This is a genomic window from Pseudomonas sivasensis (genome assembly GCF_052938085.1).
Window position 1 is genome coordinate 1,558,514 of sequence record NZ_CP176442.1, and the last position, 18,839, is coordinate 1,577,352.

Here is an 18,839-nt window from a genome sequence, read left to right on the forward strand (position 1 = left end):
GCACTGTGTTTGAGTATGCCTTAGCGTTTGCTTCCCGTTATTTTCATAAGTTTATTTTGTAGTAGGTTACCCAATGTTCAGGGAAGAGTTCTCGTGACTGTCCATATTGCATCTCCCGGCTTTCCGCTAGTTGTCGATCTCGACGGTACGCTGCTGCGCTCCGACATGCTGCTGGAAACAGGTATGGCTTTTGTCCGCCATAAGCCCTTGAGTCTATTCAAGGTTTTTGGATGGCTGACCAAGGGAAAGGCTGTCCTGAAAGAGGAGCTCGCCCTCGCCAACCCTATTGATGTCAGTGTCTTACCTTTCGATCCGGTAGTGATTGAGCTGATCGAGGATGAGCGACGCAAAGGTCGTACCATTGTTCTGGCTACGGCCAGTCATCACAGCCTTGCCGAAAGTATTGCAGAGCACCTCCAATTATTTGACTTGGTGCTGGCGTCGGATGCCAACCGCAACCTGTCAGCTCATCGCAAGAGAGACCTTCTGGTCGAGCAGTACGGCGAGGGTGGCTTCGATTACGTGGGCAACTCCCATGATGACATCCTCGTGTGGGCTTCAGCCCGCAAGGCCTATGTCGTCAACCCGGAGTCAGGCGTTGAGCGTCGAGCTCAGTCCCACGGTAATGTGCAACAAGTCATTCATTCCAATACATCTGGTCTAAAAGACTGGCTGAAGGCTTTTCGGCTTCACCAGTGGATGAAGAATGCGCTGATTTTTGTTCCTCTGATCGCGGCTCACCAACTGACCAGCCCATTGCTCCTATGGCAGGGCATTCTGGCCTTTTTGTTTTTTGGGCTCTGCGCGTCAAGTGTCTATGTGCTCAATGACTTATTAGATCTCGCAGATGATCGACATCATCACTCCAAAAGAAACCGACCATTTGCGTCGGGACGATTGTCGATCAAATACGGAGTGCTCGTCTTTCCACTACTGTTGCTTGGCGCTTTTGCCGGCGCCATATGGCTATTGCCTTGGGCGTTTTCTGGCGCGCTCGTCGTTTATTACATATTGACGCTGGCCTATTCGCTTTTATTGAAGCGACAAATGGCTATCGACGTGATCGCACTGGCCGCTCTCTATACCTTGCGCATAATTGCAGGGGCGGCAGCATTTGGATTGGCGCTGACCTTCTGGATTCTGGCGTTTTCAATGTTCATTTTCTTGAGCCTCGCGCTGGTTAAGCGTTACGCAGAGCTACGCGAAGCGAAGCGAAAGGGCGATACCGGGAAGACTCGTGGTCGAGGCTATTACCCGGCGGATCTGGAAATGATCTCCTCGTTGGGAGCCTCTTCCGGCTATCTGGCGGTCATGGTGTTGGCGTTGTACATCCACGACCAGGCCACCACTGGCCTTTACGCCCATCCGCAAGTCATTTGGTTGGCCTGCCCGTTGCTGCTGTTCTGGATAACCCGAGTGTGGATGCTCACGCATCGCGGACAAATGCATGACGATCCCGTGGTGTTCGCGATCCGCGACCGTATCAGCTTGATTGTCGGCGCATTGTTTGGGCTGGTGTTCTGGGTGGCTGCATGAGCCGTGCGCTTTATTCCTGGGGCTGCTATCCGCGTACGCCTCAAACTGCACACGCGTTTAGCTGGCTTAGCGACGTCGCCGCTCTACGGGATGCAGTGGTCGCGGCGCAGGGCAGCACGCTGCCCTATGGTAACGGACGCAGTTATGGCGACAGTTGCATGGCCGATAGCAATCATGTTTTGCATATGCGAAGCCTTGATCGCTTCATCCAGGCCGACTGGCAGCAAGGCATTGTTACCGCCGAAGCAGGTGTAACCCTCGCCGAGATACTGGCAATCGCTATACCACAAGGCTGGTTCTTGTCCGTCACGCCAGGCACGCAGTTCGCAACACTAGGCGGTGCGATTGCGAACGATGTCCACGGAAAAAACCATCACCTGCGCGGCACTTTCGGCAACCACGTACGTTCCTTCGGTTTGTTGCGACACAACGAAGAACATCTGAGCTGTTCCCCAACTGAAAATACAGAGCTTTACGCTGCGACCATTGGCGGCCTGGGCCTGACGGGGATTATTACCTGGGCGCAAATTCAGTTGATCCCGATTCGCGCGAGCCAGATAGATAGCAAAGTGGTTCGATTCGAGAACCTGGCGGAGTTTTTCAATTTGTCCGCTGAACTGGATCATCAGCATGAATACAGTGTTGCCTGGATCGATTGCCTGGCGAAGGGCCCCCAGACTGGGCGCGGTGTATTCATCGTGGGTGACCATGCCCGTTATGGCTCACTGGAAGTGGACGCGCGGACAAAGTTGAGTGTTCCGCTGACACCGCCAATTTCCCTGATAAACAATCTGTCCTTGCGTGCCTTCAATGATTTGTATTGGCGGGTACATCCTGCGCAGAGCACACGCAAACGTAGCAGCTACGAACCGTTTTTTTATCCATTGGACCGCATCCTGCATTGGAACCGTATTTATGGCCGCCGTGGGTTCCAGCAGTACCAGTGTGTGATTCCTGACGTAGTCGCTGACGTGGTCATGCGCGACCTGCTGGGCGCTATTGCCGAGTCAGGGCAGGGCTCGTTTCTAGCCGTGCTCAAACGCTGTGGAGACATCGCTTCTCCGGGCCTGCTTTCGTTTCCGCTGCCTGGAACTTCCCTGGCCCTCGACTTTCCCCACAAGGCGGATCTGGCGCGTCTGTTCACCCGGTTGGATGCCATCGTTCGCGAAGGAGGAGGGCGTCTGTACCCGGCCAAGGATGCTCACATGAGCGGCGCCGATTTTCGCCAGGCCTATCCTGGCTGGGAGCGACTGGAAGCGTTGCGTGATCCCTCGCTGAATTCCCACTTTTGGAAACGAGTTACTCAATGAAACGAATTTTGATTATTGGCGCTACATCGGCCATCGCCACTGCTTGCGCTCGCCTTTGGGCAGAACAAGGCAGCGAGTTCTTTCTCGTCGCTCGCAGTGCCGACAAGCTCGCACAAGTCTCGGCGGATCTCACCGCGCGCGGTGCAAAAACAGTGACTGTTCACTGCATGGATGCCACCGATTTTGCTGCCCATGGCCCGATGCTCGAAAGCTGTGCCGCTACGCTGCAACAAATTGATGTTGCGCTCATAGCACACGGTACTTTGCCAGATCAAAAAGCGTGTGAGCGGGATGTCTCTGTTGCATTGGCAGAGCTCAGCAACAACGGAACGTCGGTGATTGGTCTGCTCTCGCTTCTTGCCAATCAATTTGAGACCCAGCGCTGTGGCACGTTAGCGGTGATCTCATCTGTGGCAGGCGACCGCGGCAGGCCTTCGAACTACCTTTATGGTACGGCGAAAGCGGCGGTGTCGACCTTCTGTGAGGGGTTACGCGCGAGGATGTTCAAGGTCGGCGTGCATGTGATGACAATCAAGCCGGGGTTCGTTGACACGCCTATGACTCGTGGTCTGGCCTTGCCGGCTGCGCTGCTGGCGACGCCAGAACAAGTGGCGGCTCTTATCATCAAAGGCGTTGAAAAGCAAAAAGACACACTGTATGTGCCGGGGTTTTGGCGCCTAATCATGCTGATTATAAAAAGTGTACCAAGTGTAATTTTTAAAAGGCTCAACCTTTAATTTTATCTTGTTGCGTTGGGCTTTATTGGGGAGGGATATTTTGAAATCTAATAGTATTCGTAATTTTACGGTCGCCGCGTTGCTTCTATGCATTGCCATCGTAATAACTTCACTCATAGGCGGTGTAATTTCATTTTCCCCCGTGCCCTATTGGGACATGTGGGACGGCTATATCGATTTCTACACAAAAGTGTCTGAGGGTAATTATGCCGCTTGGTGGGCGTCGCATAACGAGCATCGAATTGTACTATCCAGACTTTTCTTCTGGAATGACATTCGCTGGTTTGGTGGGTTAAGTTACTCACTTATCCTTATAAACTACCTGCTTGCAGCGGCGGGCTGCCTGGTGTTTGTCAAGTTTCTAAGTGAGGCGTTTAAACACCTTCCGAACAAAGCCACTCGCCCTTTCTTCATGTGTGTACTGGTAAGTTGGTTGTTTTGCTGGAGCCAATACGAGAACTTCACGGTCGGCTTTCAAAGCCAATTTTTTATGGCGCAGTTGTTGCCGCTGTGTGCTTTCTATTTTATTTATAAAATGTCCAGCGTTCCGCAAAAATCCACGCGTTACTTTGTCTGTGCTGTGCTGTTTGGGGTGCTCGCGGTCGGTACCATGGCGAATGGTGTTATAACCATGCCTCTTTTGTTGCTGTATGGCGTGTTCTGCAGGATCGGCTGGCGTAGAAATGCGATTGTAGGTGTCCTTGCGGTCGTTTGCATAAGCTTTTACTTTTATAAGGCACCGGTGAAAGAAGGTTCTTTGCTGCGTACCTTGTTGAACGATCCATTGGGGATTGCACACTACATATTTGTCTACGTAGGCAGCCCGTTTTATTATATTGCACCTTTTTCAGAAAATTCGCTGAAGGTTGCTGTTGCGGCTGTTGCTGGCTTTTTACTTATTGTTGTCATCGCTGCCCAGGCTTATTTGACTATTCGCTCCAGACAGAAAAACTACCTTCATCTCAGTCTGCTGTTATTTGTTCTTTATATCGGTGGGACGGCGCTGGGGACTGCGAGCGGACGCCTGGAGCTGGGCGTCGAGCAAGCGTCGAGTAGTCGATATACTACTCCGGCGCTCATGTTATGGGCCGCCCTGTTTGTCATGATGATGCCGATTTTGTCTCGTTGGGCCGAAAAATATCGCGTTATACTCCCAATTTTCTTAATGCTCTCAATTGCTTTGTTGCTGGGACAGTCACGCGCGCTTGGGGCGAAGAGCGATGAGCATTTCGAGCGGCTCGTTGCGGCTTTGGCACTCGAACTCAATGTCAGTGATAAAGCCCAGATCAATTATGTTTATCCGAGAGTTGATCGGGCTCTTCATGTTGCCCAAAGCGCATCTGAACATAATATCTCTATCTTTGGTATTAAACCTATTCTTGGTGCTCAGCGAAAAATCGGTACCTTGAGTAATCGCACTGATGGAAAACAGTGTTTGGGAAGTGTCGAGCAAATCACCCCTATTGTGGGGGAGGAACGTTGGGCCGCGATCAGTGGTTGGATCTATGATGAAGCCTCTGAAACGGTTCCGCGCTCAGTTGTTATCCTCGATCAAAAAAATATTGTTGTGGGTTACGCGGTGACTGGTGGTAGCCGAAGTGATATAGCCGAAATTGAGGGGGCCAGCGCTGCTAACGCTAAGCTCAAGGGCTATGTACTCAAAGGTAGCCTTGGTGGTCAGTTGAAGATCATCTCCAGCGGTTCGTGTTACTTCAATGTATTGTCTACCCCCATTCTGTACAGCTTCAGTCTGGTCAACCCAGGTGTGAATGCCACTGCTGTGACAACTTCGGATGTCGTACAGGGAACAGAATGGAGTGGCACTGACTCGTGGCACTCCAAGATTGATGGGCTGACGGTGATGGGGAGCTGGCGGCAATCAGATGCTGATACAGGGTCGATTGTGCTACGCCTCAAGCGAGGCGATAAGTTGCTGTATAGATCAGGTCCCACAAGCGGTCGCCAGACACTTCAGGTGAACGACGAGCCGAATAGCTTCTCTGTTCTTCCAATTGCCACTGAATGGGCAGCATTGGATTTTTCCGATAAGCGATTCCCTGAAAGTTTCACCATAAAGATTTCAGATAACGGCGATGCTTGGGGCGAGTGGTCTGCGATAGCGCTTAAGACTGATCACAACTAAATTTTCGCCCACGAGTGAGGCAGATTCAATGCAAGCAACACTGAACAAAAAAATTATTCTTCCCGGCGGTGCCGGCCTCGTGGGCCAAAATCTGGTTGCCCGGTTCAAGGCAAAGGGCTACACCGATATTGTGGTGCTGGATAAGCACCGCGCGAACCTTAAGGTGCTGAAGCAGGTTCAACCCGATGTAACTGTTGAGTATGCCGACCTTGCTGAGCCAGGCGAATGGCAGCGCCACTTCGTAGGTGCCGACGTCGTCGTGATGCTTCAGGCGCAGATTGGTGGTCTCGATTATCAGGATTTTGTGCGCAATAACGTCGATGCCACTGCGTTGATTCTTGAAGCCATCAAGTTGAACGATGTTCCTTGCCTGGTGCACATCAGTTCGTCTGTTGTGGAGTCCCTGGCAGATGACTTTTATACGAGGACTAAAAAAGATCAGGAAAAGATGGTGCTCGACAGCGGTATCCCATGCCCTATCCTGCGTCCGACCCTGATGTTTGGCTGGTTTGACCGTAAGCATTTGGGTTGGCTGTCGCGCTTCATGAAGAAAGTCCCGGTTTTTCCGATTCCAGGACATGGCCGCTATATGCGTCAACCCCTGTATGTGGGTGACTTCAGTAATGTAATCATCAGTTGCATAGAAAATAATATTAAAGACGGCATCTACAATATTTCAGGGCATGAAAAAATCGATTATATCGATATGATTTGTGTCATCAAAACGGCCATAAAAGCCAAAACCCCGATTGTGCGCATTCCGTACACATTGTTCTACGGCTTGATCTGGATGTGGGGGTTGTTTGATAAAAACCCGCCCTTCACGACTCAGCAGTTAGCAGCGTTGAGTACCAAAGACGAGTTCGAAGTAATCGATTGGCCGGGTATTTTCGGAGTTCCGTACACACCCTTTGCCGAAGCGGTGGAAGAAACATTTAACGATCCAACTTACGGCAAAGTGGTTCTGGAGTTTTGAGTATGGGGCAGCGAATTGCGGTATTGGGTGCGGGTCCTATGGGGCTTGCCGTAGCGTACCAATTGGCACGTGACGGGCACACGCCAGTTATTTTTGAGGCGGATGATCGTGTCGGTGGTATGACGGCAGCGTTTGATTTTTCCGGTTTGACCATTGAACGTTATTACCACTTTCATTGCATTTCCGACCATGCGTTCCTCACCATGCTGGATGAGTTGAGCCTGGCGGATCAGATGCGCTGGGTGGAAACCAAGATGGGTTATTGGTATCAAAACCGCCTTCAGCCATGGGGTAATCCCATAGCGCTGCTCAAGTTCAAGGGGTTGAGTCTGGTTGCCAAGGTTCGCTACGGCCTGCACGCTTTTCTTTGCACAAAGCGTAATGACTGGAAGCCACTGGACGATGTTGAGGCCACAGGCTGGATCCGTCGCTGGGTAGGTGAAGAGGCCTGGGAAGTCTTGTGGCGTCGGTTGTTCGATTACAAGTTCTATGGCTACGCCAGCAACCTTTCTGCCGCCTGGATCTGGAGCCGTATTCGCCGCATAGGTCGTTCCAGATACAGTCTGTTCCGCGAGAAACTCGGTTATCTGGAAGGCGGCTCAGAGACACTGTTGCAGGCCATTAAGCGGGACATCGAAGCCCATGGCGGCGATATCCGTTTGAAGGCGCCTGTCACCAAAGTGCTGATGGAAGGTGGGAAGGTTCATGGGGTCGAGGTAAATGGCGTAATTGAGCACTTCGACAAAGTGATCAGTACCATTCCATTGCCTTACGTCCCAAAGGTGATGCCGGATCTGCCCGATGACATTCTCGAGCGCTTCAAGGCACTGAAGAATGTGGCCGTGGTTTGCGTGATTGCAAAGCTGCGTAAACCACTGACCGAAAACTTTTGGCTGAACACCAACGATCCGGATATGGATATTCCCGGCCTAGTCGAGTACAGCAATCTGCGACCTCTGGATCAGCACATTGTCTATGTGCCGTTCTATGTACCCGGCGAGCATCCGAAATTCGCTGAGCCGGATGAGGTTTTTCTCGACAAGGTTCGCCGGTATTTCAAAAAGATCAATCCAGCGCTGACGGACGATGACTTTATCGACCTGCGTGCCAGTCGTTATCGGTACGCACAGCCGATTTGTGATCCTAGTTATCTGGACCGGCTGCCTCCCGTATCGCTGCCGGTGGTTGGGCTATGGGTGGCGGATACGTCGTATTACTATCCTGAGGATCGCGGTATCTCTGAGAGTATTGATTTTGGTCGGAAGATGGCACGGGATGCAGTCAAGTGATTCAGCAATTCATGTCCCGGCAGTTCTTGACGTTTCTGTTCACCGGTGGAACCGCAGCAGTTGTGAACTTCGGCTCACGAATCATTTATAGCCATTGGGTTGGTTTTTCGACTGCGGTAATCCTGGCTTATATCACCGGCATGATTACTGCGTTCGTGCTGGCGAAACTTTTTGTTTTCAAAGAAAGCGAACAGTCGGTGCAACGATCAGCCGTAATTTTCGTTCTTGTCAATATCGTTGCTGCGCTGCAAACATGGTTGATTAGTATGGGGCTGGCGTTTTATATCTTGCCAGCGTTGGGCGTACAGGCGTTTATAGATGAGATTGCTCACGCGGTCGGTGTTGCTGTGCCAGTATTCACCAGCTATTTGGGGCATAAACGCTGGTCATTTCGTTGAAGTACTGAAGTGTTGCCACTCATCGCTACTGCCAGCGTTACTTAAAACCTGGCAGTTATTAGCGATATGTGTGAGACGGCGCTGTTCAAATGGCGTGATATACCTATGCCCGGTTGTTTGGAAAGTAAGACGGTTCGATTGCCGCATGCAATCTAAGATTTGGAGAGATAGTCAATGAGCAGTGCCGGGACAGCCCCCATAATGTCATCACGGAAAATATGGATAGCGTCATGCGTACTTTTGCTTATTTCTGTGCTGATAACCTTCGTTTCGTTCGCCCCGCATATGCCTGAAAATGCTCTCGACCCTTCATGGATGTGGGGTATGAGCTATGCAGTTGATAACGGTATCAGCCTCGGTAATGATATGGTTTTCACATATGGTCCGCTGGCTAATGTGTACACTTGGGTATATTCCTTAAAGTACGGGAATTTTTATTTTATATTGTCTCTGTATCTCGCTGTTGCTATGTATTTTGGTATTTGGTCAATCTTTGTTGATCGACGTCGCGTTATTCCAGTCATCATGTTGGTTTTGGTTTTTGCGTGGTTCGGAGATCGCAAGGACGCTTTTTTCATGGTGATGCCCATTATCGTACTGTTCAATGTAATTGGATCGAACTTAGAAGGGGAGAGGTGGAAGGGGCGTCGTCTATATGTGTTTATAGCTTTACTTCCTGTCTTTGGGATACTGCCTCTGATCAAGCTCAGTTTTTCGGTGATTTGTTGCTTCAGTGCATTAATCGCAATTTTGCTTTTTGTGCTTCAGCGTGAGTACAAGGCGATAGCTGCAGTCTTACTGATTCCTGTGATCACACTTATTAGCTTGTGGGTAGTAGTTGGGCAGAAGCTAAGTGATCTTCCCATGTATGTTTTTAATGCTCTTCCAATTATTTCAGGATACACCGAGGCTATGGCTATCTACGGGAGCCTGGTAATTCCTGCTGTCGCATTAGTTGGGTCCGTGGTTGTTCTATTCGGTATCTTGAACTCTGCGCGATTGTCCAAGTTGCTCGTAGCTACTGTGGCAGTACTGGGCGGCACTTACCTATTCCTGCTATTCAAGGCTGGCTTCGTTCGGCAGGACACGCACCCTGCGATGATGGGTATTGGGATTATGACTCTCGCCTTACTGGCTTGGCCCCTGATCCACTCATTACGCACTCTCGGTACAACGGTTATCGCGATTGTCTTGGGCTCTGCAGTGGCTTTCGTGAGCCTGTCCACCCATCCTGTTGGAGTCACCAATTACTTTTTATCGCGCGCTGAATCGAGCTTGAACGGCGCTTTGATTCGAGTATTGGACCCGGATGTGTTAGCTGCAAATTTCAAGGCGGCCAAGCAGGAAATTGCGGTAAGTGATCCCATTCCTAAATTGAATGGCTCTACCGACGTCTACTCTTACGGACAGGCTGCTTTACTCGCGTCTGATAACGAGTGGTCCCCCAGGCCGATTTTCCAAAGCTACTCGGCGTATACGCCTGCACTACTTGAAAAAAATGCCAATTTTCTTCAAAGCAACCGAGCGCCGAAAAATATAATTTTCAATATAGAGCCCATCGACGGGCGCCTCGCTTCTCTAGAGGATGGCGCAAGTTGGCCTGCACTGTTTCAGCAGTATGAGCCCCAAGCGTTGGCTGGTAAAAGAATCATCCTCTCTCGCAATAACAATCCTGCGCCAACGCTCGTTGATCTTGGGCAGGCTGATACTCGAATGGGGCAACCGGTCAAGATTCCTGACTTTGACGGGCAGGTGTACATGACGGTTAAAGTCAGGCCGAGTATGCTGGGTAAACTCAAATCCTTACTGTTCAAGCCCAGCTATCTTTTAGGTCGGGTGACATTGAAAAGCGGCCAAATTCTGGAGTACCGTGTTATTTCAGGAATGATGCAAACACCGTTCCTGGTATCACCACTGGTCGAGAGTTCGAAAGAGTTTTTGTCCATGTATGTGAGTGCTGAGTTTATTGATATCAAGAAGGTCGACAGTATCGCGATATACAGTACAAAAGATAATGACCGTGGTTGGCTGGATGCGGTAGGTGTGAAGTTCTATGGCATGAAAAACCCGCACAGTAGACGCGCCAGTGAGTTGTTGAATATTGCTAAGCTCAAAGCGGCTACCCAACCAGTATTAGCGGAGTGTGTTGGCTCATTGGACGCTATCAATGGTAGTCCGGTGGTGAAGGGAGCTGCCAAGGTCAATAATTTCATTTCCGTCCGAGGTTGGAACGCCGAGAAAGCCGATTCGAACATGGACAATGTTCAGCGTGTTGTCTTTTTAAGTGGGGATAAGGGCTTGCTCATGGCGAATATTAACAGTGAGCCGCGCGTGGACGTGGCCGATCACTTCAAAGCACCGCAAATGCTGATGGCGGGGTATTCCGGCTATGTTGATGTGACCGACCTGCAAGGCCGTTATGAGCTGACCACTGGGATTGAGCGCAATGGACAGGTCATCCGCTGTCCCCAGCCGCCGGTTGAGATCTTCGTCAAGTAAAGCTCACCGTAACCGGGTCGCGATCGAGGACAAGTATGACGGGAAGGCCTATCTTGGGCTCCAGCTTTATACTCCCCGAACTAATACACTGTAGGGGGGAACGCCCTACAGTGCCGTGACTGAGTAAACGATCCATCACCCACGCATTCAAAACCTCAACTTGAAATCTGATGCTCTGCTCCGATCCTTTTCTGGAGCCAGCCCCTCATGAGGCGACCCGACGCCAAAGTCAAAAAGTGTACCTCTATCCCTAGCCCGTCGACGTCCAAAAGTCTATCGATGGCCTCGCTGCTTTGGTCGTGCTGTTATCAAAGTAGCGGTGTTCGGCCCTGTGCTTTTCGTCTTTCTCAACAAGCCATGCAACTGGTCGAAGATATTGTATTAGGAGCGCAACTGCTTCTGCCTTTGGCTCAAGCGCCTCGAATCCGAACGTTTTAAAACATCGCCTAGGCCTGCGAAGAGGTGATCGTCCTGGCTGTTCTGGAACTTAACTGGTTACTCGACGGTTTTTACCTTTGGCGTAATCGCCCTCATCAGGTTTTGAACACACGCTAAGTAGGCTGACGGTGCAGTCCGGGCCATGATTTCGCTGCCCGACGACATTCCGGATAATCCTGTTTTGCCCAAGCAACTGTTGCTTGAGGCGCTCAGCCGTCAGGAAGAAGTGCCCGGGCTTATCAAACCCACATCGTCGTTGGCTCCTCGCAACTCGAATGCCCGTGCGCTTTAGAAGCACGCTATCACTGGTTTGTCTAATGATATTGTGGAGCTGCTGCCGGTTGTTTCAATGTAGAGGTCGATCGGCCTTTTACTTTTTTTGAATGCAATTTGCACGCGCGCCTCACCAGCATTGTAATACCGGCTGATGCTTTCAAACTTGGAGCGTCCCTCACGCCGCCACTTTAACGTAACATACTCCCCCTTAGGGAGCGTAAGGCTTACGGCGTAACCTACGTTACGGCTGTTCTCGCAAATGTGTTCGACCAATTTTGTTATTCCGGCTGCAATAGCTGGGCCATCAGCTGATATACCCGGTATTTGGCCAGATTTAGTAATTTGTATTGAGTACCCTACGTCATCCGCTCCGAGTGGAGCGGTGGGGATTTTCAAGTCTTTTTCGAATTTAGAGAACTTCGCATAACCTCGATAATTGGTGTCGGTCTGCTTGATAGTATGCAGGGAGAATATAAGTACATATCCCAAGGCTATAAAGGTAGTTCCATTTAAAACGGTAATAGTCCTAATGTTGTTAAACGTGGCGATTATGATTAGGGCGTAAGGTACTACAAAATATCGACCGCCATTCAACAGCGGACTCAATGCCTGAGGCATGCCCTTCAGTGAGTAGAGTGCTGCGATAAAGGTAGCGAGGCCGCAAGCAACTAACGGCCATGAACCTCGGGCGGGGCGAATCATGGTTGCTAAAAATCCAACCCAAAATACTGAGGATGCTATGCGAGTTAAGAGGTTGTCCGATCCAAACGTTAAGAACGTGATCAGACTCGAAACCCAATGATCGATGATGGGATCAAGCTCTTGCGCGTTCCTAGGGTTGTTAAAAAGGACTACTGTTTGTAATGCTGCACCGATTGTGATGGTGGCCAGGAGCGCATATCGCTTATGGCGCACGCATTGAATGGCGGCGATAGGTAAAAAAAGTATTGAAAAAGGCCCGGTTAACGAAAGAACGGCGACGACTGGGATGGATCGATTTCCGAACGCCCAAGGCATTGATGCGATGACAGCCAGGACACAGCCAAGCCACCACTGAGAATTGGTAAGATTTAGAAAGGTTTCTCCTGAGTGAGGTTGTAGCAACGCAGCAAGCGGGACCATAAAGCTGATTAGTGCAAAATGTGGCCGGTCAGCCATTACTCTTCTTACTGACCAATACAACATAAGGGTGGAGAGCAGCCATCCACTGAAAAATATTATTGGTATCAGTGGAGCATTCACGACTGTTGCTAGAAACGCAAAAAGCCGTGGAAATAGGTGCAAGTACCCTGAGTAAGGATGAAACAGAGAGTAGAGCCCTAAGTGAACGGCCTTTGGATAAAATTCGGCACCGTCCTCCGCCCAGAGCGAGTTGCTGGCAAAATCAAGCATCCCGTAGCGTAACGACATCAGGGCCAGCACAGCCACGGCGAATAGGAGGAACTGCGTGCTGGCACGGTGTTTTTTGAAGATTTCCATATCAGTTATCCATTAACTTATAAGCCTGCCTATCGGGTATTGATGTTGCTGTGGGGGCCGGCCGTTGATCATCGGTGATTGCCACTGCGCCATCTTCCTGCGCCGTTGAAGTTTGGCCTGTGCCGGCGGGCTCGGCACCATACCTCCTGCGATACGGGGAAGCAACGGTCATTGAGTATGTAGGTTCGAGCACCGCAGATTGACTGGAAACCCAGTAAATTTGTCATTAAAAGTCGTGGCAAAAATTACCGGGCCTTAGCCACCTTCCCCACCCGCAACACCAACCACAACGCCCCCCCAATCAACACCCCGCCGTATAGATGAGCCATCGATAACGGTTCGTCGAGCAACAACGCCCCCCACAGCACCCCAAACGGCGGGATCAGGAAGGTAGTGGTCATCGACCTCACCGGTCCAATAGCCGTCAGCAACCGGAAGTACAAAACATACGCCAACGCTGTACACCCCAACCCCAACCCGAGCAACGATGCCCACACCTCCCAGCCACCCCAGCTCGCGGGCGGATGCAGGGCGGCGCTGTAGGCGAAGAGCGGCAACAGAAACAACGTCGCGCCGAGCATGCTGCCCAAGGCGGACAGGCGACTGTCCAACCCGCCACGCTGGTCCAGCCAACGCCGCGCGAGGAAGCCGGCGAAGCCGTAACAGGTGGTCGCCACCAGGCAGGCCACTGCACCCATCAGCAGCTCAAGGTCAAAAGCCACCGGCCCGGCGCGCGTGAGTACGCCTACACCAAGCAGGCCCAGGCTCACCCCGGCGATTTTTGAAGCGGTGAGCCGTTCGCTGAAGAACAGCCCGCCGATCAATACGCCCATCAGCGGCGTAGTGGCATTGAAGATCGCCGAGTAACCGGCCGGCAGCACTTGGGCGGCCACGGAGTACATGGTCGCCGGGATCCCGGAGTTGATCACGCCGAGCAACAGGACTGTCTTGAACTTGCCCTGGAAATCCCAGCGCACTCGCATTACTGCCAGCATCACCAGCAGGCCGACAGCGGCAATCGATACGCGGAAAAACGCGGTCGGCACGGGGCCGATTTCCGGGGCGATGATGCGCATGAACAAAAAGCTCGCGCCCCAAATGGCAGCCAGCCCCAACAGGTACAGGGTGTCGACAGGTCTCACGGAATATTCCTACATCAATAAGGCCGCGAGTGTTGCCCAGTCACCTGTCCGACACAATCACTGTTTACACGACAAACCGCGTCACCAAACCGTTGAGGTCCACTGCCAGGCGCGACAATTCCTGGCTGGCGGCCGAGGTCTGGGTAGCGCCGGCGGCGGTCTGGGTGGACAGGTCGCGGATATTCACCAGGCTGCGGTCCACTTCGCGGGCCACCAGCGCCTGTTGCTCGGCGGCGCTGGCGATCACCAGGTTGCGCTGGCTGATCTGCGAGATGGCGGCGGTGATTTTCTCAAGGGCGCTGCCGGCGCTGTTGGCCCGTTGCAGGGTCTGGCCAGCGTGCTCTGCGCTGCTGTTCAACGCTTCGACGGTGTCCTGCGTGCCTTGCTGGATACCGCTGATCATCTGCTCGATTTCTTCGGTGGAATCCTGTGTGCGCTGCGCGAGGGAACGCACCTCGTCGGCAACCACCGCAAAACCGCGCCCGGCTTCACCTGCGCGCGCCGCTTCAATCGCAGCGTTGAGGGCCAGCAGGTTGGTTTGCCCGGCAATCCCACGGATGACTTCCAGCACCTTGCTGATGTCCTGGGCCTGTACCGCCAGGCCTTCGGCTTTGTTCGAGGCGCCGAGTACTTCATCCACCAGGTTCTGGATCGAGCTGATGGTTTCGCTGATTTGGTAGTGGCCGTGCTTGCTGTCTTCATCCGAGGCCTGGGACGCTTCGGCGCTGGACACCGCATTGCCCGCCACTTCGTCCACGGCCGCGCTCATCTGGGTAACGGCGGTGGCGGCTTGTTCGATTTCATCGTTTTGCGCTTGCAGGCCGCGCGTGCTCTGTTCCATCACCGAGCTCATTTCTTCGGCGGCCGACGCCAGTTGTTGCGCCGATTCGCTGATGCCACGGATGGTGGTCTGCAACTGCGTCTGCATGGTGACCAGGGCGCCAAGCAGTTGGGCCGGCTCATCATTGCCGCTGACGTTGATCGGTTGGCTCAAGTCGCCGGCGGCGATGGTGCGCGCCACGGACAGCGCCTGGCTGAGCGGCGCGGTGATGCTGCGGGTCAGCAGCCACGCCAGCAGCAAAGTGGCGATCAGTGCAATCACGATGATCAGGCCGACCACCCATTGCGCGCTCGAATACATCTGTGCGGCGGAGTCCGCAGCGGCTTCGACACCGTTCTGATTGAAGACGATCAGCTTTTCCAAACTCTGGGTGAGGAGGGTGCCTTGAGGCGCAAGACGGTTGTTGAGCAGGTCAATAGCGTCTTGTTGCTGATCCTTATCGATCAAATCAACCATTTGGCCGACGATCGCCAGGTAGCCGGCCACGTCGGTTTTGACCTGCTTGAGCATCTCGCGCTCTTCGTCATTGGTCAGCAGGGTTTCATGGCGGGCCAGCAGGGTTTGCAGTTCGTTGCGCTGCAGGGTAATCAGGTTTCTGCTGTTGTCACGCACCCGGGACTCATCGGTGGTCACCAGGCGCAAAGCCTCCAGGCGGATACTGGCCGCGAAGGCCGCGCTGTCGTGGATATTCTCGATGCTCGGCATCCACGACTGCTCCATGACCAGCGCGCTTTCGCGCAGCTTGGCCATCTGCCCCAGGCCGAACAGGCCAACAATCACCAGCAAGCTGGCCAACACCCCAAAACTCAGACTGGCACGCAGACCGATCCTCATGTTCCTCAATGACATCTCAATGCTCCTTGGGCAATTAGAACCTGCTCCCGGATCGGTCTTTTGACCTTGTTAGGGTGGGAGAGGGCGCGCTGTATATCAAAGTGCCATCAAGGTGGTAATCGGGGTTTCCCTTAGTTGGATCCAACGCTTGAGGCGGGATCAAAATTGGAATTGGCACCGCTATTTCTGGCACCAAGTGCCAAGCCCCGCCGTTAGCGGCTATTGGTCAAACGGATGACGACTAATAGGTGTTTTTATTGACCGTATGGTCGAATTAAAAAAATTGAAAACAAATGTACGATGTGAACGAAGTTGTACAACGCAGCGCAAAAAATCAGCCTTCTCCTGCTTACATACACTGGCTAAGCTCAGGGCTTCCCGATGCTCGTTCGAGGTTTTCCGCATGTTGCAACCCACGCCCGCCCTCGCTATCGCCCGCACGATCCTCGACGGCTTCGACGATTACCGTGAGCACTTTCGCCAGATCACCGATGGCGCCCGCGAGCGTTTCGAAAAGGCGCAGTGGCAGCAGGGCCAGGCGGCGTCTGCGGCGCGGATCAACCTGTACGAAGAGAAGGTCTCTGAGGTGATCGCTGGCCTGCGCGCCCGTTTCGAAGACGCGGACTTACTGGATGTCGACCTGTGGCCCTTGGTCAAAAGCGCCTACATCGACTTGATCGACCTGCGTTTCGACGATGAGCTGTCCGAGACTTGGTACAACTCGATCTTCTGCGGCCTGTTCAGCCACGACCTGATCAGCGACGGCTGCATGTTTATCCACACCACTCGGCCCAGCCTGCGCCGGGCGCGGGCAGCGCAGACCCGCACCTATACGCCCGCCGGTAAAATCGGCGAGATGCTTGCGCAGGTCTTTGCGGACTACCGTTTCAGCGAGCCCTACGCCGATCTGAACGCAGACCTGCAGCGCCTCGAAGCGCAATTACGGGAAAACTTGCCCGATTGGGTGTGCAAGGACCCGGACCTCAAGGTCGAGTTGTTTTCTTCGGTGCTCTACCGCAACAAAGGCGCCTATCTTGTAGGTCGCCTCTACACCCGAGAGGAACAATGGCCCCTGGTGATTCCGTTGTTGCACCGCGAAGGGCAGGGCATCCAGATCGATGCGTTGATCACCGACGAAGCCGATGTGTCGATCATCTTTTCGTTTACGCGCTCCTACTTCATGGTCGACGTACCGGTGCCCGCGGAGTTCATCGGTTTCCTCAAGCGCATCTTGCCGGGCAAGCACATCGCCGAGCTGTACACCTCCATCGGCTTCTATAAGCATGGCAAGTCGGAGTTCTATCGCGCGCTGATCAATCACCTGGCCACCACCGACGACCAATTCATCATGGCGCCGGGCGTGCGTGGCATGGTCATGAGCGTGTTCACGCTGCCGGGTTTCAACACCGTGTTCAAGATCATCAAGGACCGCTTTTCACCGTCGAAAAACGTCAACCGCGCCACGGTCATCGAGAAGTACCGGCTGGTCAAAAGCGTCGACCGTGTGGGGCGCATGGCCGATACCCAGGAGTTTGCCGACTTCCGTTTCCCCTTGAGCAAGTTCGAGCCCGAGTGCCTGGCCGAGTTGCTGGAAGTCGCCGCCGGCACCGTCGAAGTAGAGGGCGACACCGTGCTCATTCGTCACTGCTGGACCGAGCGGCGCATGACCCCGCTCAACCTGTACCTCGAAAACGCCAACCCCGCCCAGGTGCGCGAAGCCCTGGAGGACTACGGCTTGGCCATCAAGCAACTGGCGGCGGCGAATATCTTCCCCGGCGACATGCTGCTGAAGAACTTCGGCGTCACCCGCCACGGCCGCGTGGTGTTTTATGACTACGACGAAATCTGCTTTCTCACCGAGGCCAATTTCCGCCACATCCCCGAGCCACGCACGCCCGAGGATGAAATGGCGTCGGAACCCTGGTACTCCATCGGTCCGCTGGACGTGTTCCCAGAAGAATTCCCGCCGTTCCTGTTCGCCGACGCCGGGCAGCGCAAGCTATTTGATGAATTGCATGGCGAGTTGTACAACGCCGACTACTGGAAGGGGCTACAAGAAGCGATTCGCGCGGGGAAGGTGATTGATGTGTTTCCTTACCGACGCAAGGAGCGCGGTTACTCCTGAAGGGCGAGGTATGCTGGAACCCCCGCCCTGAGTCGGCTGGCGTCAGACGATGACACATACGCCCTTGGTTGCCTCCACGCCCATGCTCCTTAAATGTTGCAGCGCGGGCCTCAAGTCACTTTGCTTGGGTAAGTAATGGCCTGACGTATTGGATAGACAAACTTTCCCCAACAGGTTTTTTTTCATATACCCGGCACTGATGATCTTCTGCGACTGACCGGGGCCAGCGCCGATTTCGGCAATGGCGGGGTGAGACATCCACTTGGGTGGCACGTTTTTGTCGATGTTGCCGACTACCAATTGGCCGCCTTGGGTAAGCACAAACTTATTCAACGAAGTTGGTTTATCCAGGATCTTCAGGTCTTTTGGCTGATTGACGTTCACCAGCTGACCTCTGGGGCTTCTGGGGTTCAGCGCCGCGCCTGCCAGGTGCAGTTCTGCATTCAGGTCCCGCGCTTTTGTATTGTTCAGCAGCGCATAGCCAACGGAAGTGCAGCAGGGTAACGGCGAGCCCTTATAAGGCGTGACGTCGTGATGTGTGTTGGCGTGTGAATGCGAGAAACTGCCGCTGGTAGAGCGATGGGGATCAATAGGCATACGAAATCCTCTTGGGGGGGGGCAGATTTGAACCCCGCGTCGCTCGCTCAATACATCGGATTTCAGCTTTAACGCGTGGGAACGGTGGTCGGATTTTTGTAGGAACCGTCCTTGTGATGGGGTTGCCAGCGCCGTTACCCGATGACGCAACGTCTCCCGTCCTGTCGAAATCTGCGACAATCGCGTCCATTCCATCGACTGATGCTGCGCAGGCCTCAC

14 protein-coding genes are annotated in these 18,839 nt (G+C 53.1%); 10 read left to right on the plus strand and 4 right to left on the minus strand.

Annotation, left to right across the window (positions count from 1 at the left end; genetic code table 11):
- The first annotated feature begins 165 nt into the window (after positions 1–165).
- The 9 genes from ACKZ62_RS07350 to ACKZ62_RS07390 all read left to right on the plus strand — a co-directional run bounded on the left by ACKZ62_RS07350 (position 166) and on the right by ACKZ62_RS07390 (position 11,618).
- Positions 166–1,536, plus strand: a complete 1,371-nt coding sequence (locus ACKZ62_RS07350) for a UbiA family prenyltransferase (RefSeq protein WP_241089483.1) — start codon at positions 166–168, stop codon at positions 1,534–1,536.
- Positions 1,533–2,846 (plus strand): FAD-binding oxidoreductase, encoded by a 1,314-nt coding sequence (locus ACKZ62_RS07355; protein WP_122754471.1) that lies wholly within the window; start codon positions 1,533–1,535, stop codon positions 2,844–2,846. The genes ACKZ62_RS07350 and ACKZ62_RS07355 overlap by 4 nt, the downstream gene beginning before the upstream one ends.
- Positions 2,843–3,583 (plus strand): SDR family oxidoreductase, encoded by a 741-nt coding sequence (locus ACKZ62_RS07360; RefSeq protein ID WP_122754470.1) that lies wholly within the window; start codon positions 2,843–2,845, stop codon positions 3,581–3,583. Before ACKZ62_RS07355 ends, ACKZ62_RS07360 begins: the two co-directional genes overlap by 4 nt.
- Before the next feature lie 40 nt (positions 3,584–3,623).
- On the plus strand, positions 3,624–5,726 hold the full coding sequence (locus ACKZ62_RS07365) for a hypothetical protein (RefSeq protein ID WP_447096480.1): 2,103 nt from the start codon (positions 3,624–3,626) through the stop codon (positions 5,724–5,726).
- A gap of 28 nt (positions 5,727–5,754) precedes the next feature.
- On the plus strand, positions 5,755–6,702 hold the full coding sequence (locus tag ACKZ62_RS07370) for an NAD-dependent epimerase/dehydratase family protein (RefSeq protein WP_099602972.1): 948 nt from the start codon (positions 5,755–5,757) through the stop codon (positions 6,700–6,702).
- Positions 6,703–6,704: 2 nt separating this feature from the next.
- Positions 6,705–7,991, plus strand: coding sequence for an NAD(P)/FAD-dependent oxidoreductase (locus ACKZ62_RS07375; RefSeq protein WP_122754468.1), 1,287 nt, complete (start codon positions 6,705–6,707; stop codon positions 7,989–7,991).
- Positions 7,988–8,389: a GtrA family protein gene (locus ACKZ62_RS07380; RefSeq protein WP_099602974.1), complete on the plus strand. Its 402-nt coding sequence runs from the start codon at positions 7,988–7,990 to the stop codon at positions 8,387–8,389. Before ACKZ62_RS07375 ends, ACKZ62_RS07380 begins: the two co-directional genes overlap by 4 nt.
- 324 nt (positions 8,390–8,713) lie before the next feature.
- Positions 8,714–10,888, plus strand: coding sequence for a hypothetical protein (locus tag ACKZ62_RS07385; RefSeq protein ID WP_447096481.1), 2,175 nt, complete (start codon positions 8,714–8,716; stop codon positions 10,886–10,888).
- Positions 10,889–11,468: 580 nt separating this feature from the next.
- Positions 11,469–11,618: a hypothetical protein gene (locus ACKZ62_RS07390; RefSeq protein WP_158234824.1), complete on the plus strand. Its 150-nt coding sequence runs from the start codon at positions 11,469–11,471 to the stop codon at positions 11,616–11,618.
- On the opposite strand, the gene ACKZ62_RS07395 is transcribed toward ACKZ62_RS07390, so the two are convergent.
- The 3 genes from ACKZ62_RS07395 to ACKZ62_RS07405 all read right to left on the minus strand — a co-directional run bounded on the left by ACKZ62_RS07395 (position 11,615) and on the right by ACKZ62_RS07405 (position 15,913).
- Positions 11,615–13,081, minus strand: a complete 1,467-nt coding sequence (locus ACKZ62_RS07395) for a hypothetical protein (protein WP_442116312.1) — start codon at positions 13,079–13,081, stop codon at positions 11,615–11,617. The genes ACKZ62_RS07390 and ACKZ62_RS07395 overlap by 4 nt on opposite strands.
- A 245-nt stretch (positions 13,082–13,326) precedes the next feature.
- On the minus strand, positions 13,327–14,223 hold the full coding sequence (locus tag ACKZ62_RS07400) for a DMT family transporter (protein ID WP_122754465.1): 897 nt from the start codon (positions 14,221–14,223) through the stop codon (positions 13,327–13,329).
- A 64-nt stretch (positions 14,224–14,287) separates the two neighbouring features.
- A complete protein-coding gene (locus tag ACKZ62_RS07405) occupies positions 14,288–15,913 on the minus strand; it encodes a methyl-accepting chemotaxis protein (RefSeq protein ID WP_447096482.1) in 1,626 nt (541 codons plus the stop codon).
- Between the two features lie 388 nt (positions 15,914–16,301).
- Between ACKZ62_RS07405 and aceK the strand changes: the two genes are divergently transcribed.
- A complete protein-coding gene (gene aceK / locus ACKZ62_RS07410) occupies positions 16,302–18,023 on the plus strand; it encodes a bifunctional isocitrate dehydrogenase kinase/phosphatase (protein ID WP_447096483.1) in 1,722 nt (573 codons plus the stop codon).
- A gap of 42 nt (positions 18,024–18,065) precedes the next feature.
- Here aceK and ACKZ62_RS07415 read toward each other — a convergent pair whose 3' ends face one another.
- Positions 18,066–18,620: a hypothetical protein gene (locus ACKZ62_RS07415; RefSeq protein WP_122754464.1), complete on the minus strand. Its 555-nt coding sequence runs from the start codon at positions 18,618–18,620 to the stop codon at positions 18,066–18,068.
- Positions 18,621–18,839 lie beyond the last annotated feature (219 nt).